Genomic DNA, 15,855 nt, shown 5'->3' on the forward strand with positions numbered 1-15,855 from the left:
AAAATCTCAGCTGATTTCACGGCCCTCGCGGCGCAACAGCCCGCAATGCGGTCATGACGATCGCATCGCCAAACTCCGGCGAGACCAGGCGATGCCCGACCAGAAGGCGGAAGAAAACGGGTCCGTAGATCATGTCGAGGAAGGCCTCAAGATCAAGAGGCGGGACAATTTCTCCCCGAGCCAGCGCCTGTTCAAGGATGATGCGACCGGCGTTCCGGCTCGACAGGATCACTTGGTTGCGGAATGCCTTGGTGAATTCGCTTTCCGGGTCCGCGGCCGCCAGCGCCATGGTGATTTGCCGCCCGCGCGTGCTGGCGAAGGCCGTCACCAGCCCGTGCATCTGTGCGCTGAGGGCGGCCAGCGCCGTGGCTCCTTCCGCCTCTGCTCGTGGCAACGGATTGACCAGCAGGGCGGCCATCGCCAGTTCCTGCGCATTGGCCCAGTTGCGATAGATCGTCGGTTTGCCGACGCCGGACCGCGCGGCAACTGCCTCGATCGTCAAACGACCGAAGCCTTCGGCCATCAGAATGTCATGGGCGGCGTCGAGCGCACGCTTGCGCGCCGTCGCGCTTGGCGGCCGCCCGCGTTTCTTCGATTCTGTATCGGTATCTTGACTCATATCGTTACGATACGTAACGTTAATATATGTCCCAGTCAAGGAGAAGCGCCATGCCGAGTTTCGCCAGAAAAGTAAGTGCCTATTTCATCGTAAAGGATGCAGCGCGCGCCATCGACTTTTACAAGGAAGCCTTCGGCGCAACGGAAATCTTCCGCATGACCGATCCTTCGGACGGACGGATAGGGCACGCTGAACTGCGTTTCGGAGAGACGCTGATGATGCTGGCGGATGAATACCCGGATTTCGGCGCCCTGTCTCCGGATACCATCGGCGGCTCGCCTGTGACCTTCCACGTCGACACCGGTTCGACCGATGCGGCGGTCGCGCAGGCCCTCGCGGCCGGGGCAACGCTGTTGCGCCCGGCAACGGACCAGAGTTTTGGCGAGCGGGTGGCGCAGGTGCTCGATCCCTACGGCCATCGCTGGATGCTGTCGCAGACCATCGAGCAGGTCACGCCTGAAGAGATGCAGCGGCGCTGGAACGAAGGGACATCTGCATGAGCGAGCGCGGCGGACCTGGGAGCGCTCAAGGAGGCCGAGCGAGCCCTCAACGCGGGGATGGTCTCAAACGATCCCGCGCAGATATCGGTTTGCATCACGCAAGACTGGGGGGATGACGCCCGCGACACGATGACCACGGCGCCACGCAGACGTGTTCAGCTACCAAACCATCCGGCACTTTTGGCAACTGAGAAAGCCTTGAAGGCATCGAGGGTCTCCGCACTGACGTGATGTTCGATGCCTTCAGCGTCGATGCGCGCCTTATCCGCACTTATGCCAAGCGCGCGCAGAAAGCTCTCGACGATCTGATGACGCTCTCGGCTCCTTTCGGCAAACTCGTTGCCCTCTGGCGTCGGGAAAACGCCACGATAAGATTTTTGTTGAATGAACCCCTCGGCGGCAAGACGCTTGAGCATCTTTGCGACCGTTGGCTGAGCGACACCTAGCCTTTGTGCGATGTCAACTTGGCGGGCCTCGCCGCCATCGGCGATCAAGTCGGCGATCAGTTCCACATAATCTTCCACAAGTTCAGTGCGGCGGTTGTTGCGCGTTCGGCGAAAACTCTCGACCTGTGCATCCGCATCGACAAGGGCGCCTTGGAAACTATCCGGCGTTGGTTTGACGGACATTGAACGCACTCTTTTTTCCAAGGACCGGCCATGGTGATACTGGCGGCCTCTGCGGCATTCCTGATGTTGATGGCGATCTCACGACGCGGTGGGCGGCCGAGTGGTCTTGCGCTTGCCACCTATATCGCTCTCGGAATCGGACTGCACAATCTTGGTGAAGGGCTTGCGATCGGCGCGGCCTTCGCCGCAGGTGCCGCGGGCCTGGGCACCTTCCTCGTTATGGGGTTCACCCTGCACAACATCACCGAAGGCATCGGTATGCCGCCCCGCTCTTGAAGACGAGACCGCCGCTCTGGCGGTTCGCCGCCTTGGCACTGCTCGCGGGTGGACCGGCAGTCATCGGCATGTGGATCGGCAGCCTCGCCTATGCGCCGCAACGGTCGGCAATCGCGCTCGCCATCGACGCGGGGGCCATCCTGCAGGTTATTGTCGAAGTCGGCGCATTTCTGGCGCGATCCTACGGAGAGCGCCTTGCAGGCCCGCTAACACCTCCCATTCTAGCCGGTGCTACCGTGGGGGTCGCCTTCATGTATGCTACGGCAATGCTTGTGAAGATCTAGGTTGCGTGCTCGCGGCGGCAAAATGCGCGGAAAGGCGGCCGCAAGCACTTTCGCCCGCGGCCGGTGAACTGCCCCGTAGCGATAAAAAGGGGCACTGCTATGAACAGCCGGTGCCCGCGATTGCCGAAACCCTTACAAAATCTCGGTCGCGGCGATCTGGATGCCGAAACCTTCAAGGCCGACATAGTGGCGCTCGCGCGAGGAGATCAGCTTGATCGAGGTGATGCCGAGATCTTTCAGAATTTGCGCGCCAAGGCCGATTTCCAGCCATTCGCTTTCGCGTGCCTGCGCCTCGTCATGGCCTTCGCGGTCATGTTTGCCCTTGCGGGCGGTCTGCGAGGCACCGACGCCGACAGAGCCTTCGCGCAAATAGACGATGACGCCGCAGCCTTGTTCGGACATGCGCTTCATGATGGCATCGAGCTGGCAATCCTTGCCGAAGACGTCGGCCGCGACATTTTCCAGATGCAGGCGCACCGGAATATCGACACCGTCGCGGATGTCGCCAAAGATCACGGCGAGATGCTGCATCGGATCCCAGGGCAGGGAATAGGCATTGGCCTTGGCCTTGCCATAGGGCGTATCGACATCGAACGTCGCCTCGAGCTCGATCAGCGTTTCCTTGCGCTGGCGGTAGGCGATGAGGTCGGCGACCGAAACCTGCTTCAACCCGTGTTTTTCGGCAAATTCGGTAACCTGCGGGCCGCGCGTCACTGTGCCGTCGTCATTGACCAGTTCGCAGATGACGCCAATCGGCGGCAGGCTGGCGAGCTTGCAGAGATCGACGGCGGCTTCCGTATGGCCAGAGCGCATCAACACGCCGCCTTCGCGGGCAACCAGTGGGAAGATATGGCCGGGGCGGACGAAATCGGCCGGGCCGACATTCGGATTGGCGAGGTTGCGCACCGTCAGCGTCCGGTCGTCGGCGGAGATGCCGGTTGTCGTGCCGTGCTTGAAATCGACGGTCACGGTGAAGGCCGTGGTGTGGGCCGAATCGTTCTCGGCCACCATGGCATTGAGGTTGAGACGCTTGGCCTCTTCTTTCGGCATCGGCGTGCAGACGATGCCTGAGGTATGGCGGACGATGAAGGCCATCTTTTCCGGCGTGCAGTGAACGGCGGCGACGATCAGGTCACCTTCGTTCTCGCGGCCGTCGTCGTCGGTGACGACGACGATCTCGCCGGCCTCGAAGGCCCGGATGGCATCGGCAACGCGCTTCTGGTCAAAGGGCATGGTAGTTCTTCCTTGAAGTTACTTGAGGCGTCCGGTTTGGCCTCGGTCGCGCAGGTAGTGATCGGCAATCGTGCAGGCGAGCATGGCCTCGCCGATCGGCACGGCGCGGATCCCGACGCAGGGGTCGTGGCGGCCCTTGGTGCGGACATCGACATTGTTGCCGTCACTGTCGATCGACTGGCGCTGGGTGAGGATCGAGGAGGTCGGCTTGATGGCGAAGCGGGCGATCACCGGCTGGCCGGTCGAAATGCCGCCCAGGATACCGCCGGCATTGTTCGACAGGAAAATCGGCTTGCCGTCATTGCCCATGCGCATCTCGTCGGCGTTTTCCTCGCCGGTGATTTCGGCTGCGCCGAAACCGTTGCCGATCTCGACGCCCTTGACGGCATTGATCGACATCAGGTTGGAGGCAATGTCCTGGTCGAGCTTGGCATAGATCGGCGCGCCGATGCCGGCGGGGACGCCTTCGGCGATCACTTCGACTACCGCGCCGACCGAAGAGCCGGCCTTGCGAATGCCGTCAAGATACTCTTCCCAGACCGGAACAATCGCCGGATCAGGCGCGAAGAAGGGGTTGTTGCCGACTTCGTTCCAGTCCCAGTTGTCGCGGTTGATCTTGTGCTTGCCGATCTGGACCAGCGCGCCGCGCACCAGAAGTCCCGGCACGACCTTGCGGGCAAGGCCGCCGGCGGCGACCCGCGCCGCCGTCTCACGGGCCGACGAGCGTCCGCCGCCGCGATAGTCGCGAATGCCGTATTTGAGGTCGTAGGTGTAGTCGGCGTGTCCCGGCCGGTAGCTCTTGGCGATTTCCGAATAATCCTTGGAGCGCTGGTCGGTATTCTCGATCATCATCGAGACCGGCGTGCCGGTGGTGATCATCGTCTCGCCATCGGGGTCCAGCATGACGCCGGAGAGCACCTTGACCAGATCGTCCTCGCGGCGCTGGGTGACGAAGCGGGACTGGCCGGGCTTGCGCTTGTCGAGCCAGGCCTGCAACTCGGAAAGCGTGAAGCGGATGCCGGGCGGGCAGCCGTCGATGACGCAGCCAAGCGCGATTCCGTGGCTTTCGCCCCAGGTGGTAACGCGGAAAAGATGACCGAAGGTGTTGTGCGACATGTCCAGAACCGATGTGTAAACCGCCGGCGTTCAAGGCGCCTGCATGCGACATTCATTCGGCCGTGACTATTAGTGGGAAAATGCAGGAAAGGGAAAACCTTTCTGGCAAAATATGGCGATTGGCGCGTGAACAGTGTGTCTCGTCAGGGAAAAAACGGTCAGGACGCCAGTTGCAGGGCTTCGTTGGTGGCGAATGCGACGAATTTCTCGAAAGTCAGCGGCTTAGCGAAGGCATAGCCCTGCAGCAGATCGCAACCGAGCAGCCCGAGCATTTCCGCATGCGCCATGGTCTCCACGCCTTCGGCCACGGTTTCGATGCCGAGCGAGCGGCCGATCTCGATGATCGAGCGGATCAGCGCCTGCTCGCTGCGGGCTTTCAGAATGGGAGCAACGAGCTGCCGGTCGATCTTCAGCCGCTTCGGCTTGATCTTCAAAAGGCTGACGATCGAGGTGTGGCCTGTACCGAAATCATCGATCTCGATATCGATGCCGAGCTTCTTGATACCCTCGATATTGGCGGTGACGATGTCGTCGCTCTCATCGAGGAAGATCGATTCCACCAGTTCGAAAGAGAGCTGGCCCGGCTTGAACGAAAGGCCCTGCAGCGAATTCAAGAGCGTGTCGTCGCTCAATCGCTTGGCCGAGACATTGACGGAAACCTTCGGCACGTCGATGCCCATCGCAGCCCAGCGCATCGCATCGATCAGCGCCCGGTCAAGGACGATCCGGTCGAGCGTGGCAACGACGTTGAGCTCTTCGGCGATCTCAAGGAACGTGTCGGGCGTCAGAACGCCGTCGCGCGGATGGTTCCAGCGGATCAACGCTTCGACGCCGGAAAGGCGTAGGGTTCCTGCCTCGAATTGCGGCTGATACCAGGCGGCGAACTGGTTCTTCTCGATGCCTTCGAGGATTTCGTCTGCAATGCGCTTGGTGGTGATGATTTCCGCCTGCAGCGCCTCGGTGAAGAATTCGCAGCGATTGCGGCCGCTTTCCTTGGCCCGGTAGAGGGCGATATCGGCATTGACCAGAAGCTGGCGTTCATCGATCGCCATGTCGCCGGCAAGTGCGATGCCGATCGAGACACCGAAGCGGCAGGGGAAGCCGTTGTAGTCAACCGGCTGGCGCATCTCGGCGATGATGCGTTCCGAGAGGATCGAGAGAAAGTCCTTGCCCGGCGGGTCGGCGACCAGGACGACGAACTCGTCGCCGCCGATGCGGGCAACCATGTCGCCGTCGCGCACATTGGAGCGCAGAATTTTCGATGCATGCACCAACATCGCATCGCCCGCCGCATGGCCGAGCGTGTCGTTGATCTGTTTGAAGCGGTCGAGATCGATATGCAGGATGGCGATGTTCTGCAGGCCATCCTGGCGTGCAGCCGACAGCGTCTCCAGTTCCATGTCGAGCATGCGGCGATTGCCGAGCCCGGTCAGCGGATCGTGCAGCGCATTATGCTCGATGCGGTCCTTGGCCTCGGCGAGCTCGCCGTTCTTGGCTTCCGCCATCGCCTTCGCAGTCCTCAGTTGCTCGGTCATCAGCACGTCGTCCGTGACGTCCCAGCTGATACCGGTAATCTTCGCCTTGCCGTCGGCGCCGGTATGCGTCGAGCCGACATTGCGCACGTGGCGGACGTTGCCGTCCGGCATGACGATGCGATATTGCGAACGGTATTCGAGGTCTTCATCCAGCGCCTTGAACAAGGTGAGCGAGGCTGAGGTGATGTCGTCGGAATGAACGGTCCGCCGCCAATCGGCGTAGCTTGGTGCGCCATCGCCGGGCGGCAAGCCGTGCAGATGATACATCCGCTTGTCCCAGGAACGACGCTGCGTGTCGAGGTCGATCTCCCAGATGCCGATCTTGGAGGATTCGAGCGCCAGATTGAGCCGGTGCGATACGGTCAGAAGTTCCCGTTCGCGGGATCGCAGCGTGGCAATGTTGCGCTGGCGTTCGTTGACGAGACCGCCGGTCAGTAAAATCGGGGCAATGATGATCGCGGCGGCGATGAGAATGGTGATGTCCAGCCAGGTGCTGTTGTCCGGCTCCTGCGCCCAGCCACTGGCCGGGATCGCCGCAAGCTCCCAGGAGCCGCCGGGAAGACTGAGCTGGCGAATGACCGGGGCCTTCTCGAAGATGTCTGTATCGCCGAAAAAGGCATCCTGAATATTGTTCTTCACCGAGACGTCGCGGATAGCGAGCTGCATGTCGACATGCCGGTGCCCGTGATCGGTTTCGTCGTCGTGCTTACCTTTATCAAGAAGCCGCGCGTTGCTATAGATCTCCTTCTCGTCGATGACGGCTTCGATGAAGCCCCAGAAGGCCACCGTTTCATTGCTCTTGGTGAAGACGGGAGAAAACAGGTTGAAGCCGGTGCGACCGCTCGGCAGCCGCACCGGGCCGGCGATGATCGGCTTCGCTTTCGATTGGGCGCGATCGACGGCGATCCTGGAGGAGCGGAATTTCTTGAAATCGGTGCCGATCATCCGCTCGTTTCCGACGAGCGGAAACGTCATGCGGATAACGGCGTCGGGCGCGGCGCTGACACGCACCATCTGGGGATTCTGCAGGAGCAGCTTGGTCGCCAACTGCTCGAAAACCGGTTGCGGCATGTCGGGGGCGACGGAGAAACTATTGGCAAAGCCGCGAAGGGCGGTGATGTTGTTGTTGATTTCGCTCTGCAGCCGCGTGGAGATCAGGTTGAGCTCGCTCTCGACGTTGGTCTTCAGTTCGCTGTGAAAGTTTTGACGGTTCTGCTCCTTGAAGAAATAGCCACCGGTGAAGACGACGGCAGCAGCAATGACGGCGGGAAAAAGCGACGGTTTCGCCAGCCTCGCGAGCGTCCAGGCGCGGTGACGGATTGTAGCGCTTTTGGTCAACGTTCAAGAACCCCATATTCCCCGGCATGACGGTAAACATTGAGTCTTAAGATTGGCTTTAGAGGCTGATCCTGCTATCAAATCCGCGCTTCGCCGATCGGATGGGGTACGTCAGTCACGATTTGGTCGCCATGAAAATGTCCGATCGGCCAAACTCTTAAAAGTCATGGCAACGGGCGATTTTTGCCACAATCAGGGGTCAAACAGTGGGCAGTATGAAATTGAATGAATCACTGAAGAGGGCAAGAAAGATGCGTTTCATCGTTGCCGCATTGATGGCCGCAGCCGGGTTCTTTTCGCCACTCGCTGCATTTGCCGAAAGCGCGGATGTCGAAGCTGTGATTACCGGCGTCGATACCGACAAGCTGAGCCTTTCCCTGGATGACGGCAAGAGCTACCAGGCGCCTGAGGAATTCAACTTCGATGGCCTCAAGGAAGGCGTCAAGGTTCTGGTGTTCTACACCGAAGTCGATGGCAAGCGCATCATCAACGATCTGGAAATTGTTCAGTAATTTCCGTTGCTTCCGTCGTGATCCGATGCTTTCGCCGTGACGGCGAAGGCTTTCTCAAAGCCAGCCGATCGCGCCGTTTTCGATTTTCAAGATCCTGTCCTGAGGAATGGCACCAAGCGCCGCTTCCTCGGCATCCATCGCACCGCACATCTTGAACAGCGTGCGGATCACGCCGCCATGGCTGACGCAGATCGTGGGTGCGGAAACGCTGGAGAGCCAGGCGCCGACGCGCCAGGAGAGGATTTCGTAACTCTCGGCGTCAGGCCCCGGTGGAATGAAATCCCATTTCGACAGTTCGCGCTCGGCCACGCGTTCCGGCATTTCCAGTTCCAGCTCTGCCAGCGTATAACCTTCCCAATCGCCGAAGGAGACTTCTTTCAGCCTCTCATCCGTGCCGTAGCCGGAACGGGGAAGGCCCATGGCTTCCCGGGCCAGTTCCATGGTCTCGCGGGTCCGATGGAGCGGGCTTGCGACGAAATCGAAATTTTCCGCTTGCCTGCCGAGAAGAGAAAGAAGCGCGTGACCATTACCGCTCGCCTGCCGCCTGCCGGTGTCATTGAGGGGAATGTCCTTCTGGCCCTGGAGGCGGATCTGCGCATTCCAGTCGGTCTGTCCGTGACGGATCATATAAATGAGCACGGATCAACTCCGGGGCAGGGGTATGCAACCCTTATTTGGGTAGCCGGGGCTCGATGTTAATGACGAGCCCCGGAATTCTTGCGTATCGCTTCAGTCCTTGATGACGGCGATGTCAGGCGCATCGACAGCCTTCATGCCAACGACGTGATAGCCGCTGTCGGCGTGATGCACTTCGCCGGTCACCGAACGGGAGAGATCCGAGAGCATGTAGAGGCCGACATCGCCCACTTCCTCGATGGTGACAGTGCGGCGCAGCGGTGCGTTGTACTCGTTCCACTTGAGGATATAGCGGAAGTCGCCAATGCCGGAAGCGGCCAGCGTCTTGATCGGGCCGGCGGAAATCGCGTTCACCCGGATGTTCTTCGGGCCGAGGTCGACGGCCAGATATTTGACGCTCGCTTCGAGGGCTGCCTTGGCAACGCCCATGACGTTGTAGTTCGGCATGACCTTCTCTGCGCCGTAATAGGTCATCGTCAGCATCGAGCCGCCATCGGTCATCAGCTTTTCGGCGCGGCGAGCGACGGCGGTGAAGGAGTAGACGGAAATCTGCATCGTCATCGCGAAGTTCGCTGCCGACGTATCGACATAGCGGCCGGTCAGTTCGTCCTTGTCGGAAAAGCCGATCGCATGCACGACGAAATCGATCTTTCCCCACAGTTTTTCGAGGTTGTCGAACACGGCATCGATCGTGGATTCGTCACTGACGTCGCAATGGCCGGCCATGACCGCGCCGAGTTCCTCAGCCAGAGGTTCTACCCGCTTCTTCAAGGCGTCGCCCTGATAGGTGAGCGCGATCTCGCCGCCCTGCGCATGAATTGCCTTGGCAATACCCCATGCGATCGATCGGTTGTTTGCGACGCCCATGATAAGGCCGCGTTTACCTTTCATCAGACCGGATGTTTGCGACATGCCGTTATGCCCCCAATATTGCCTCTGTTTCCGTCAGCCGTTGCTGGTTGGAAATTCCGCATCGTTAAACCTGCCGGAACCGCGCGCCGCTTCGTGGTCGCGCCGGTCCTGAATTTTCGAGCATTGGCTATGGCATAGCCGCCATTGTGGTTCAAGCGTGGTGCAGATCAGGAACTGTTAGTCCCGGTAATAATGGGTCAGCATCCACCGGCATTGTCGTAAAAACGTTACAAATACAGTCCGTTGCGCAGGCTGCGCATGAGGTCGGTGACTTTCTCGTCCGGCTTTTCCCACAACATAAGCCGCAACTCGACCAGCAAATCGCCGCGTTTGCCATCGGCAGACGGCAGTCCGTGACCTTCGAGCCGGATCACATGGTCGGAGCCGGACCAGGCCGGAACCATCACCTTGACCGGGCCTGTCAGGGTTTCCGCCGTGGTCTCGCATCCGAGCACGGCGTCCTGGATGTTCACCGGCAGCGTCGTGCGCAGGTCGGTACCATCTGGTCGGAAGGCGCCGTCCTGGGCAATACGGACGGTCACCACGACGTCACCACGCAGCATGCCGTTCAGCCGGTAACCCTGTTCCTTGAGACGAACGACGCTGCCATCGGTCGCGCCGGCCGGCAGGCTGACCTTCAGGGTCTGACCGTCGGGCAGCGTTGCCGTTGCCTTCTCGCGGCGAAAAATGTCTTCGACCGAGACGGTGACGTCGCAGAAGATTTCCGGCACCTTGTCGGCGGTCTTGTTCGCCGCACCGCGAATGCGCCGGACGATGGCCGAGACCAATTCGGCGGCAGGCGCCGCAGCGCGGGGAAAACCGCCGAAGCTTGTTGGCTTTTCGACTGTTTCTGCTTTCGCTTCCGGTTTTGCGTCGGGTTCGGTCACCGCCTCGCCTTTTGGTTCGGCTTTCGCTTCCGGCTTGGGCTCGGCCTTGGCTTGCGGTGCGACCGTGGCCGGCTTTCTCTCCTGCGGCTTGACGCGATTGTCAGTGCCGAAGATGCGCGAAATCATCTCGTCGGCCGTTTCCGGATCGACGGTTTCTTCCTCGGCGGCGCCGCGGCGCTTGCGCTTCATTTCTTCCATGCGGCGCAGTTCTGCCTCGCGGCGTGCATAGTCGTAGCGGTTGCGCAGCTTCGGGTCCTTCAGTACCTCGTAGGCGCGGCCGGCTTCGGCAAAGCGTTGGGTCGCCAGCGGATCGTCCTTGTTCTGATCGGGATGCACGGCCTTGGCCACCGCCCGCCAAGCGGCCTTGATCTCGTCCGCTCCGGCATTGCGTCTGACGCCGAGCACTGAATAGGGATCGCGCATGCATCTCACCGCTCTTGAGGGCCGAGGCACCGCATCCAGCGGTTCGTTTCAGCCTGTTGAAACAACGAGGAAACCGCGCCACGCCGGGCACGCTCCTGATGGTTGCGATGATGAGAAGCCGCTGCTTAAATATCGGTTAGCCGCCAGGCCGGAATGGCGTTGCGCGGGCCCGGTCGCGCGAGTTTGTCGAAGCGTGGTTAATGGCAGGTAGCGGAATTTGGCGGTTGGCTTAGGCTAGCTGCGCGGGCCGAAACTGGTGAGATACCATTCGCCGGTTCCCAGCATGCAGGTCTTGCCGTCGAATTTGGCGATGCCCTGGTAGGAATGGCGGGTCGTGGTAAAGCTGCGGCAGACGGTGCCGTTCACCTCTTCCTCGGCGATGCTGCTGATGACGCCGGCGCTGCCGGAACTTGCATTGGCCCAGGGGATCGGGTTTCCGGTAATCTTCGTCACATCGGCGGAGGATACCGCATTGCGCACGGTAATGGCGTCGGCGTTATCCTCGTCATTACTCGGCTGCGGCACGGAACCGGTGGCAACAGTCCTGTCGACATCGGAGGAGCCCGCAAGGCCAAGGCCGGCCCCCATGCATCCCGACAGGGCGCCTGCGGCGAGACACAGAGCGGCCATTCCCGTCAACCGGGAGAAACCCTTTGTGTCCTTGATCCACTTTGCTATGTCTTGCACGGCATACCTGTCAGACTCGAAAGAGCAGCTTCGAGGTCCAAGGACGCATCGGCAGGCTCTGACACTTTTTTGTCGGCGGGCGGCCCCCTCGGGCTCTATCGCCACATCACGGCATTGGAAGACAATATGAGCGAGACTGGGTTAACAACTGGTGACTTCACGGAAGAGAACGAGCCCTTTTCCCTTTTTGGCACATGGCTGAAAGAGGCGCAGGCATCGGAGATCAACGATCCCAATGCCTTGGCGCTGGCAACTGTGGATGCCGATGGCCTGCCGGATGTGCGCATGGTCCTGTTGAAGGACTTCGATCAGCGCGGCTTCGTGTTCTTCACCAATTTCGAGAGCAAGAAGGGCGAGGAAATCCTCGGCAGCATGAAGGCGGCGATGTGCTTTCACTGGAAGACCTTGCGCCGTCAGGTGCGGGTGCGTGGTCCCGTCGAGATCGTCAGCAACGAAGAGGCGGACGAATATTTCAGGACCCGCGCCCGCGGCAGCCGCATCGGCGCCTGGGCGTCGAAACAATCGCGTCCGCTCGAAAGCCGCTTCGCGCTGGAAAAGGCCGTGGCCGAATATACCGCTCGCTATGTCATCGGTGAAATCCCGCGCCCGGACTACTGGTCCGGTTTCAGGATCAAGCCGACTTCGATCGAGTTCTGGAAAGACGGCGCCTTCCGCCTGCACGACCGTATCGAGTTCCGCCGCGATAGCCCGGAGGGCAACTGGAGCAAGGTAAGGATGTATCCCTGACCACAGACGGGCTAGCTGCCGCCCATCAGCCTGAATGGTGTCCCGGAGGCAAGCGCGCTGACATAGCCCGCCTTCTGGAAGTGTCCGTTCAGCGAGATGCGGGGCAGCGCGGCCGTTTCGACGCCATTGGCCAGCGTGCCCGGCTGGGTGGTAACGGCGGTTGTGAAGCCGAGGTCTCTGGCGGCCCGGTGATCGCGCGGCGAAACGGTACCCGTATAGCCATAGGGATAGGCAAACGATGGCGGCCGGCGACCAATGATCCGCTCGACGCGCATGGCCGACCGTTCCATCTCGGTTCGCACAGCATCGTCGGTCAGGCGCGCCAGGGCGCGATGTGTGATCGTGTGGGCGCCAAGGCTGGCCAGAGGGTTTTCAATGAGTTTCCGCAGGCCGGCTTCATCCAGCGTGAGGTCTGCCGTCAGCTTCAGCGCATCGACGCCCTGAAGACTGGCCATGACCTTCAGCCGGTCCACGGCCGTCGTTTCGTCGATCGCATGGATGAAGGCGGCGATACGATCGAAGGCGACCTGCTTTTGGAGCAGTGTCGCGACTGGCAGCGCCTCTATGTCCTTGTCGAATTGGAACTTGAGGCTCGTCTGCCGCTCCAACAGGTCGGCGAGCACTTCCCACCACAGGATTTCGGTCCGGTCGATAAATCCGCCGGTGACGAAGACGGTGAATGGCACGCCATGCCTGGAGAAGACCGGGGCCGCGTAGTCGAGATTGTTGCGATAACCGTCGTCGAGCGTGAACGCCGCGACTGGCTGAGGATCGTTCGAGGCGAGGTGAGCGGGCAGCGCGTCCAGCGCAATGAACCGGTAGCCGTCGCGCTTCAGCCGGGTGATCGCCGTGTCGAGAAAGTTCGGCGTGATTTCCAGATGGGCGTTGGGGTCGAAGAAACGGGGCTTTTTCGGGCGGACGTGATGGAGCGTGAAGATCGCGCCGCGTCCGCGCGCATGCCGAATCAGGCCGGCGGCATTCGCCAGCCGCGCGGCTTCGAGCCCGCCGGTGATGGCGGCGCGTTTGACGAGTTTTTGCAACATGGCTTTCACGGGCTTTTTCCGACGCTTGGCGATCGAGTTTCGACGACCGGACTGTAGCGGCAGCGGTGTTAACGCCTGTTGAATCCGCGACTAGGCGTTGCAAAAAGAGAAAGCCAGGTCTTCACGCGATGTGTCTACTTGTGTGAACAAGGGCACATCGGCGGCAGTGGTGCGCGTGACGATCATCTGAGCCGCGACAGTGGCGCCTGCCGTCAGGCCTGCGTGCCGCCGACGGTCATCTCGTTCATTCTGAGATGCGGCTGGCCGACGCCGACGGGCACCCACTGGCCGCCCTTGCCGCAATTGCCCATCCCGGTATCGAGCTTCATGTCGTTGCCGATCATGGTGATGCGCTGCATCGCCTCCGGCCCGTTGCCGATCAGCATGGCACCCTTGACCGGCGCGCCGATCTTGCCGTCGTCGATCAGATAGGCCTCGGTGCAGCCGAAGACGAATTTGCCCGACGTGATATCAACCTGGCCACCACCGAAGGAGACGGCATATATGCCCTTCTTCACCGAGGCGATGATTTCTTCGGGGGTCTTGTCGCCGCCGAGCATGTAGGTGTTGGTCATGCGCGGCATCGGCACATGCGCGTAGGATTCGCGCCGTCCGTTGCCGGTCGGCTTCATGCCCATCAACCGGGCATTCTGGCGGTCTTGCATGTAGCCAACCAGCTTGCCGTCATCGATCAGCACATTATAGCCGGACGGTGTGCCCTCATCGTCGATGGTGAGTGACCCGCGCCGGGCCTCGATCGTGCCGTCATCGACGACGGTCACGCCCTTGGCAGCGACCTGGCCGCCCATCAGTCCGGCAAAAGCCGATGTCTTCTTGCGATTGAAATCGCCCTCGAGACCATGGCCGACGGCTTCATGCAGCATCACGCCCGGCCAGCCGGAGGAAAGAACGACATCCATGGTGCCGGCCGGCGCGTCGACCGCGGACAGATTGACCAGCGCCTGCCGCAGGGCCTCGTCGGCGCCGCGCCGCCAGTTGTCGGTGGCGACGAAATCGCCGAAGCCGCGCCGGCCGCCGACGCCGTAGGAGCCGGATTCCTGCCGGTCGCCTTCGCCGACCACGACGGAGATGTTGAGGCGCGTCATCGGCCGGATGTCGTGCATGCGCTCGCCGTCGGCGCGCAATATATCGACCACCTGCCAGCTCGCGGCGATCGAGGCCGTCACCTGCCGTACCTTCGGATCCTTGGCCCGCAGATAGGCGTCGATCTCGGCAAGCAGCGACACCTTTGCCTCGAAGCTCGGTTCGCCGATCGGGTTCTCGTCGCCGTAGAGGTGTCTGTTGGTGTGCTGTGGAGCTGCCGCGTAGGTGCCGGAATAACCGCGCGTCACCGCGCCGACCGCATCGGCCGCCCGCTTCAGGGCGACAAGCGAAAGATCGCCCGCATGCGCATAGCCGACCGCTTCCCCGGCAACGGCGCGCAGGCCAAATCCCTGGTCGGTATTGAAGCTGCCGCCCTTCAGGCGGCCATTGTCGAAGGACAAAGTTTCCGACTGGCTATGCTCGATGAACAACTCGCCGTCGTCGGCACCGGAAAGCGTCTGCGCCAGCACCTCGCGCACGGCCGCCTCGTCGCTGTCGAACAGTTTGATGAGATCGGTGTTCATGGGCGAGGGCTCCAGATGCTGAGGGTATGGTGCTCTATGTAGGGGCGGAGGAGGGAGGGGGCAAGCGAAGATGTACGCCGATGACGCTACATCACTCTGGTCGCCTCGGATGACACGCAAGGAGCCTGTCGCGCCACTTCCTCCCCAGCGGAGAGAAGGTGGCGCGCAGCGCCGGATGAGGGGGAGCCTCAACTGCAGAATGTGCCGTTAGACCCCCTCATCGCCTCACTGCGTTCGGCACTTCTCCCCGCTGGGAGAAGAGGAAGGTGCGCCTCACGGCAGGGCGTCGTAGCCCTCGCCGAAACCCTTGAGGTCGACCGGGATGCCGATGCCTTCTTCCGGCGATTGAAAGACGATGAACGTGGCGGTCGCGCCGTTGCGGAATGTCTTCAACAGTTCCTCTTCCAGAACCACTTCCGCATAGCAGCCGTCCGAGAAGCAGCGGACGAAATAGGCGCGGCCGATATCCTTGCCATCGACATTGAGGCCGAGGCCGTTCGGCAGCAGAACGCCGAGCGGCGCAAGCACGCGCAGGATCTTCGCCTTGCGATCGGCGGTCTTCAAGACGACGACCGACAAGCCGACTTCCGGACGATCCTCGGCAATGACGTTCTGCATGAGCGCGCATTGCTCGGCGGTTGCCCCTGCCGGCTGGTCGCAGACGATCGACCAGGCGCCGTGGTTCGACTTCACCGTGCCGGGTGTGCCTGGCTGTTGTGCTCCGGGCTGCTGGGCCGCTGCCGTATAAGAAAGAAGAGTGGCGGCAAGTCCGAACGCCGCGATCGGCAGCCGGGAAAGGAGGGACAGGCCCATGTAAACCTCAAACTTAAGAATCAGTCGGCTATTCTTG

15 protein-coding genes and 1 pseudogene are annotated in these 15,855 nt (G+C 61.3%); 4 read left to right on the forward strand and 12 right to left on the reverse strand.

What is annotated here, in order from left to right; genetic code table 11:
* Window positions 1-16 precede the first annotated feature (16 nt).
* Entirely contained in the window at window positions 17-619 is a 603-nt protein-coding gene (locus WI754_RS10215) for a TetR/AcrR family transcriptional regulator (protein ID WP_349437603.1), read from the reverse strand.
* Window positions 620-669: 50 nt separating this feature from the next.
* Between WI754_RS10215 and WI754_RS10220 the strand changes: the two genes are divergently transcribed.
* Window positions 670-1,119: a VOC family protein gene (locus WI754_RS10220; RefSeq protein WP_349437604.1), complete on the forward strand. Its 450-nt coding sequence runs from the start codon at window positions 670-672 to the stop codon at window positions 1,117-1,119.
* A gap of 155 nt (window positions 1,120-1,274) precedes the next feature.
* Here WI754_RS10220 and mntR read toward each other — a convergent pair whose 3' ends face one another.
* Window positions 1,275-1,748, reverse strand: a complete 474-nt coding sequence (gene mntR / locus WI754_RS10225; protein ID WP_349437605.1) for a manganese-binding transcriptional regulator MntR — start codon at window positions 1,746-1,748, stop codon at window positions 1,275-1,277.
* A gap of 9 nt (window positions 1,749-1,757) precedes the next feature.
* On the opposite strand from mntR, the pseudogene WI754_RS10230 reads away from it, so the two are divergent.
* Window positions 1,758-2,308: pseudogene (locus WI754_RS10230) on the forward strand (metal transporter); the annotation flags it as partial.
* A 132-nt stretch (window positions 2,309-2,440) separates the two neighbouring features.
* On the opposite strand, the gene ribB reads toward WI754_RS10230, so the two are convergent.
* From ribB to WI754_RS10245, 3 genes are all read right to left on the reverse strand, one after another.
* Complete coding sequence (ribB, locus tag WI754_RS10235; RefSeq protein WP_349437606.1) at window positions 2,441-3,541, reverse strand: 3,4-dihydroxy-2-butanone-4-phosphate synthase; 1,101 nt, start codon at window positions 3,539-3,541, stop codon at window positions 2,441-2,443.
* Between the two features lie 18 nt (window positions 3,542-3,559).
* Window positions 3,560-4,657: a chorismate synthase gene (gene aroC / locus WI754_RS10240; RefSeq protein WP_349437607.1), complete on the reverse strand. Its 1,098-nt coding sequence runs from the start codon at window positions 4,655-4,657 to the stop codon at window positions 3,560-3,562.
* Window positions 4,658-4,815: 158 nt separating this feature from the next.
* Window positions 4,816-7,530, reverse strand: a complete 2,715-nt coding sequence (locus tag WI754_RS10245) for an EAL domain-containing protein (RefSeq protein ID WP_349437608.1) — start codon at window positions 7,528-7,530, stop codon at window positions 4,816-4,818.
* 251 nt (window positions 7,531-7,781) lie between these two features.
* Between WI754_RS10245 and WI754_RS10250 the strand changes: the two genes are divergently transcribed.
* Window positions 7,782-8,042 carry a DUF1344 domain-containing protein gene (locus WI754_RS10250; RefSeq protein WP_349437609.1) on the forward strand — a complete coding sequence of 87 codons (261 nt, stop codon included), beginning with the start codon at window positions 7,782-7,784 and terminating at the stop codon, window positions 8,040-8,042.
* A gap of 54 nt (window positions 8,043-8,096) precedes the next feature.
* Here the strand turns inward: WI754_RS10250 and WI754_RS10255 are convergent, their stop codons facing one another.
* The 4 genes from WI754_RS10255 to WI754_RS10270 all read right to left on the reverse strand — a co-directional run bounded on the left by WI754_RS10255 (window position 8,097) and on the right by WI754_RS10270 (window position 11,587).
* Window positions 8,097-8,681: a histidine phosphatase family protein gene (locus tag WI754_RS10255; protein ID WP_349437610.1), complete on the reverse strand. Its 585-nt coding sequence runs from the start codon at window positions 8,679-8,681 to the stop codon at window positions 8,097-8,099.
* Window positions 8,682-8,771: 90 nt separating this feature from the next.
* Window positions 8,772-9,590, reverse strand: a complete 819-nt coding sequence (fabI, locus tag WI754_RS10260) for an enoyl-ACP reductase FabI (protein WP_349437611.1) — start codon at window positions 9,588-9,590, stop codon at window positions 8,772-8,774.
* A gap of 227 nt (window positions 9,591-9,817) precedes the next feature.
* Window positions 9,818-10,900: a DnaJ C-terminal domain-containing protein gene (locus tag WI754_RS10265; RefSeq protein WP_349437612.1), complete on the reverse strand. Its 1,083-nt coding sequence runs from the start codon at window positions 10,898-10,900 to the stop codon at window positions 9,818-9,820.
* A gap of 234 nt (window positions 10,901-11,134) precedes the next feature.
* A complete protein-coding gene (locus tag WI754_RS10270; RefSeq protein WP_349437613.1) occupies window positions 11,135-11,587 on the reverse strand; it encodes an RT0821/Lpp0805 family surface protein in 453 nt (150 codons plus the stop codon).
* Window positions 11,588-11,713: 126 nt separating this feature from the next.
* Between WI754_RS10270 and pdxH the strand changes: the two genes are divergently transcribed.
* Window positions 11,714-12,334, forward strand: coding sequence for a pyridoxamine 5'-phosphate oxidase (gene pdxH, locus WI754_RS10275; RefSeq protein WP_349437614.1), 621 nt, complete (start codon window positions 11,714-11,716; stop codon window positions 12,332-12,334).
* Between the two features lie 11 nt (window positions 12,335-12,345).
* Here the strand turns inward: pdxH and WI754_RS10280 are convergent, their stop codons facing one another.
* The 3 genes from WI754_RS10280 to WI754_RS10290 all read right to left on the reverse strand — a co-directional run bounded on the left by WI754_RS10280 (window position 12,346) and on the right by WI754_RS10290 (window position 15,818).
* Window positions 12,346-13,377: a polysaccharide deacetylase family protein gene (locus WI754_RS10280; protein WP_349437788.1), complete on the reverse strand. Its 1,032-nt coding sequence runs from the start codon at window positions 13,375-13,377 to the stop codon at window positions 12,346-12,348.
* A gap of 212 nt (window positions 13,378-13,589) precedes the next feature.
* On the reverse strand, window positions 13,590-15,005 hold the full coding sequence (tldD, locus tag WI754_RS10285; protein ID WP_349437615.1) for a metalloprotease TldD: 1,416 nt from the start codon (window positions 15,003-15,005) through the stop codon (window positions 13,590-13,592).
* Window positions 15,006-15,278: 273 nt separating this feature from the next.
* Entirely contained in the window at window positions 15,279-15,818 is a 540-nt protein-coding gene (locus WI754_RS10290; RefSeq protein ID WP_349437616.1) for an invasion associated locus B family protein, read from the reverse strand.
* Between the last annotated feature and the right edge of the window lie 37 nt (window positions 15,819-15,855).

Origin of the sequence: Pararhizobium sp. A13, from assembly GCF_040126305.1 — a bacterium.
In the GTDB taxonomy this organism is placed as follows: Bacteria; Pseudomonadota; Alphaproteobacteria; order Rhizobiales; family Rhizobiaceae; genus Pararhizobium.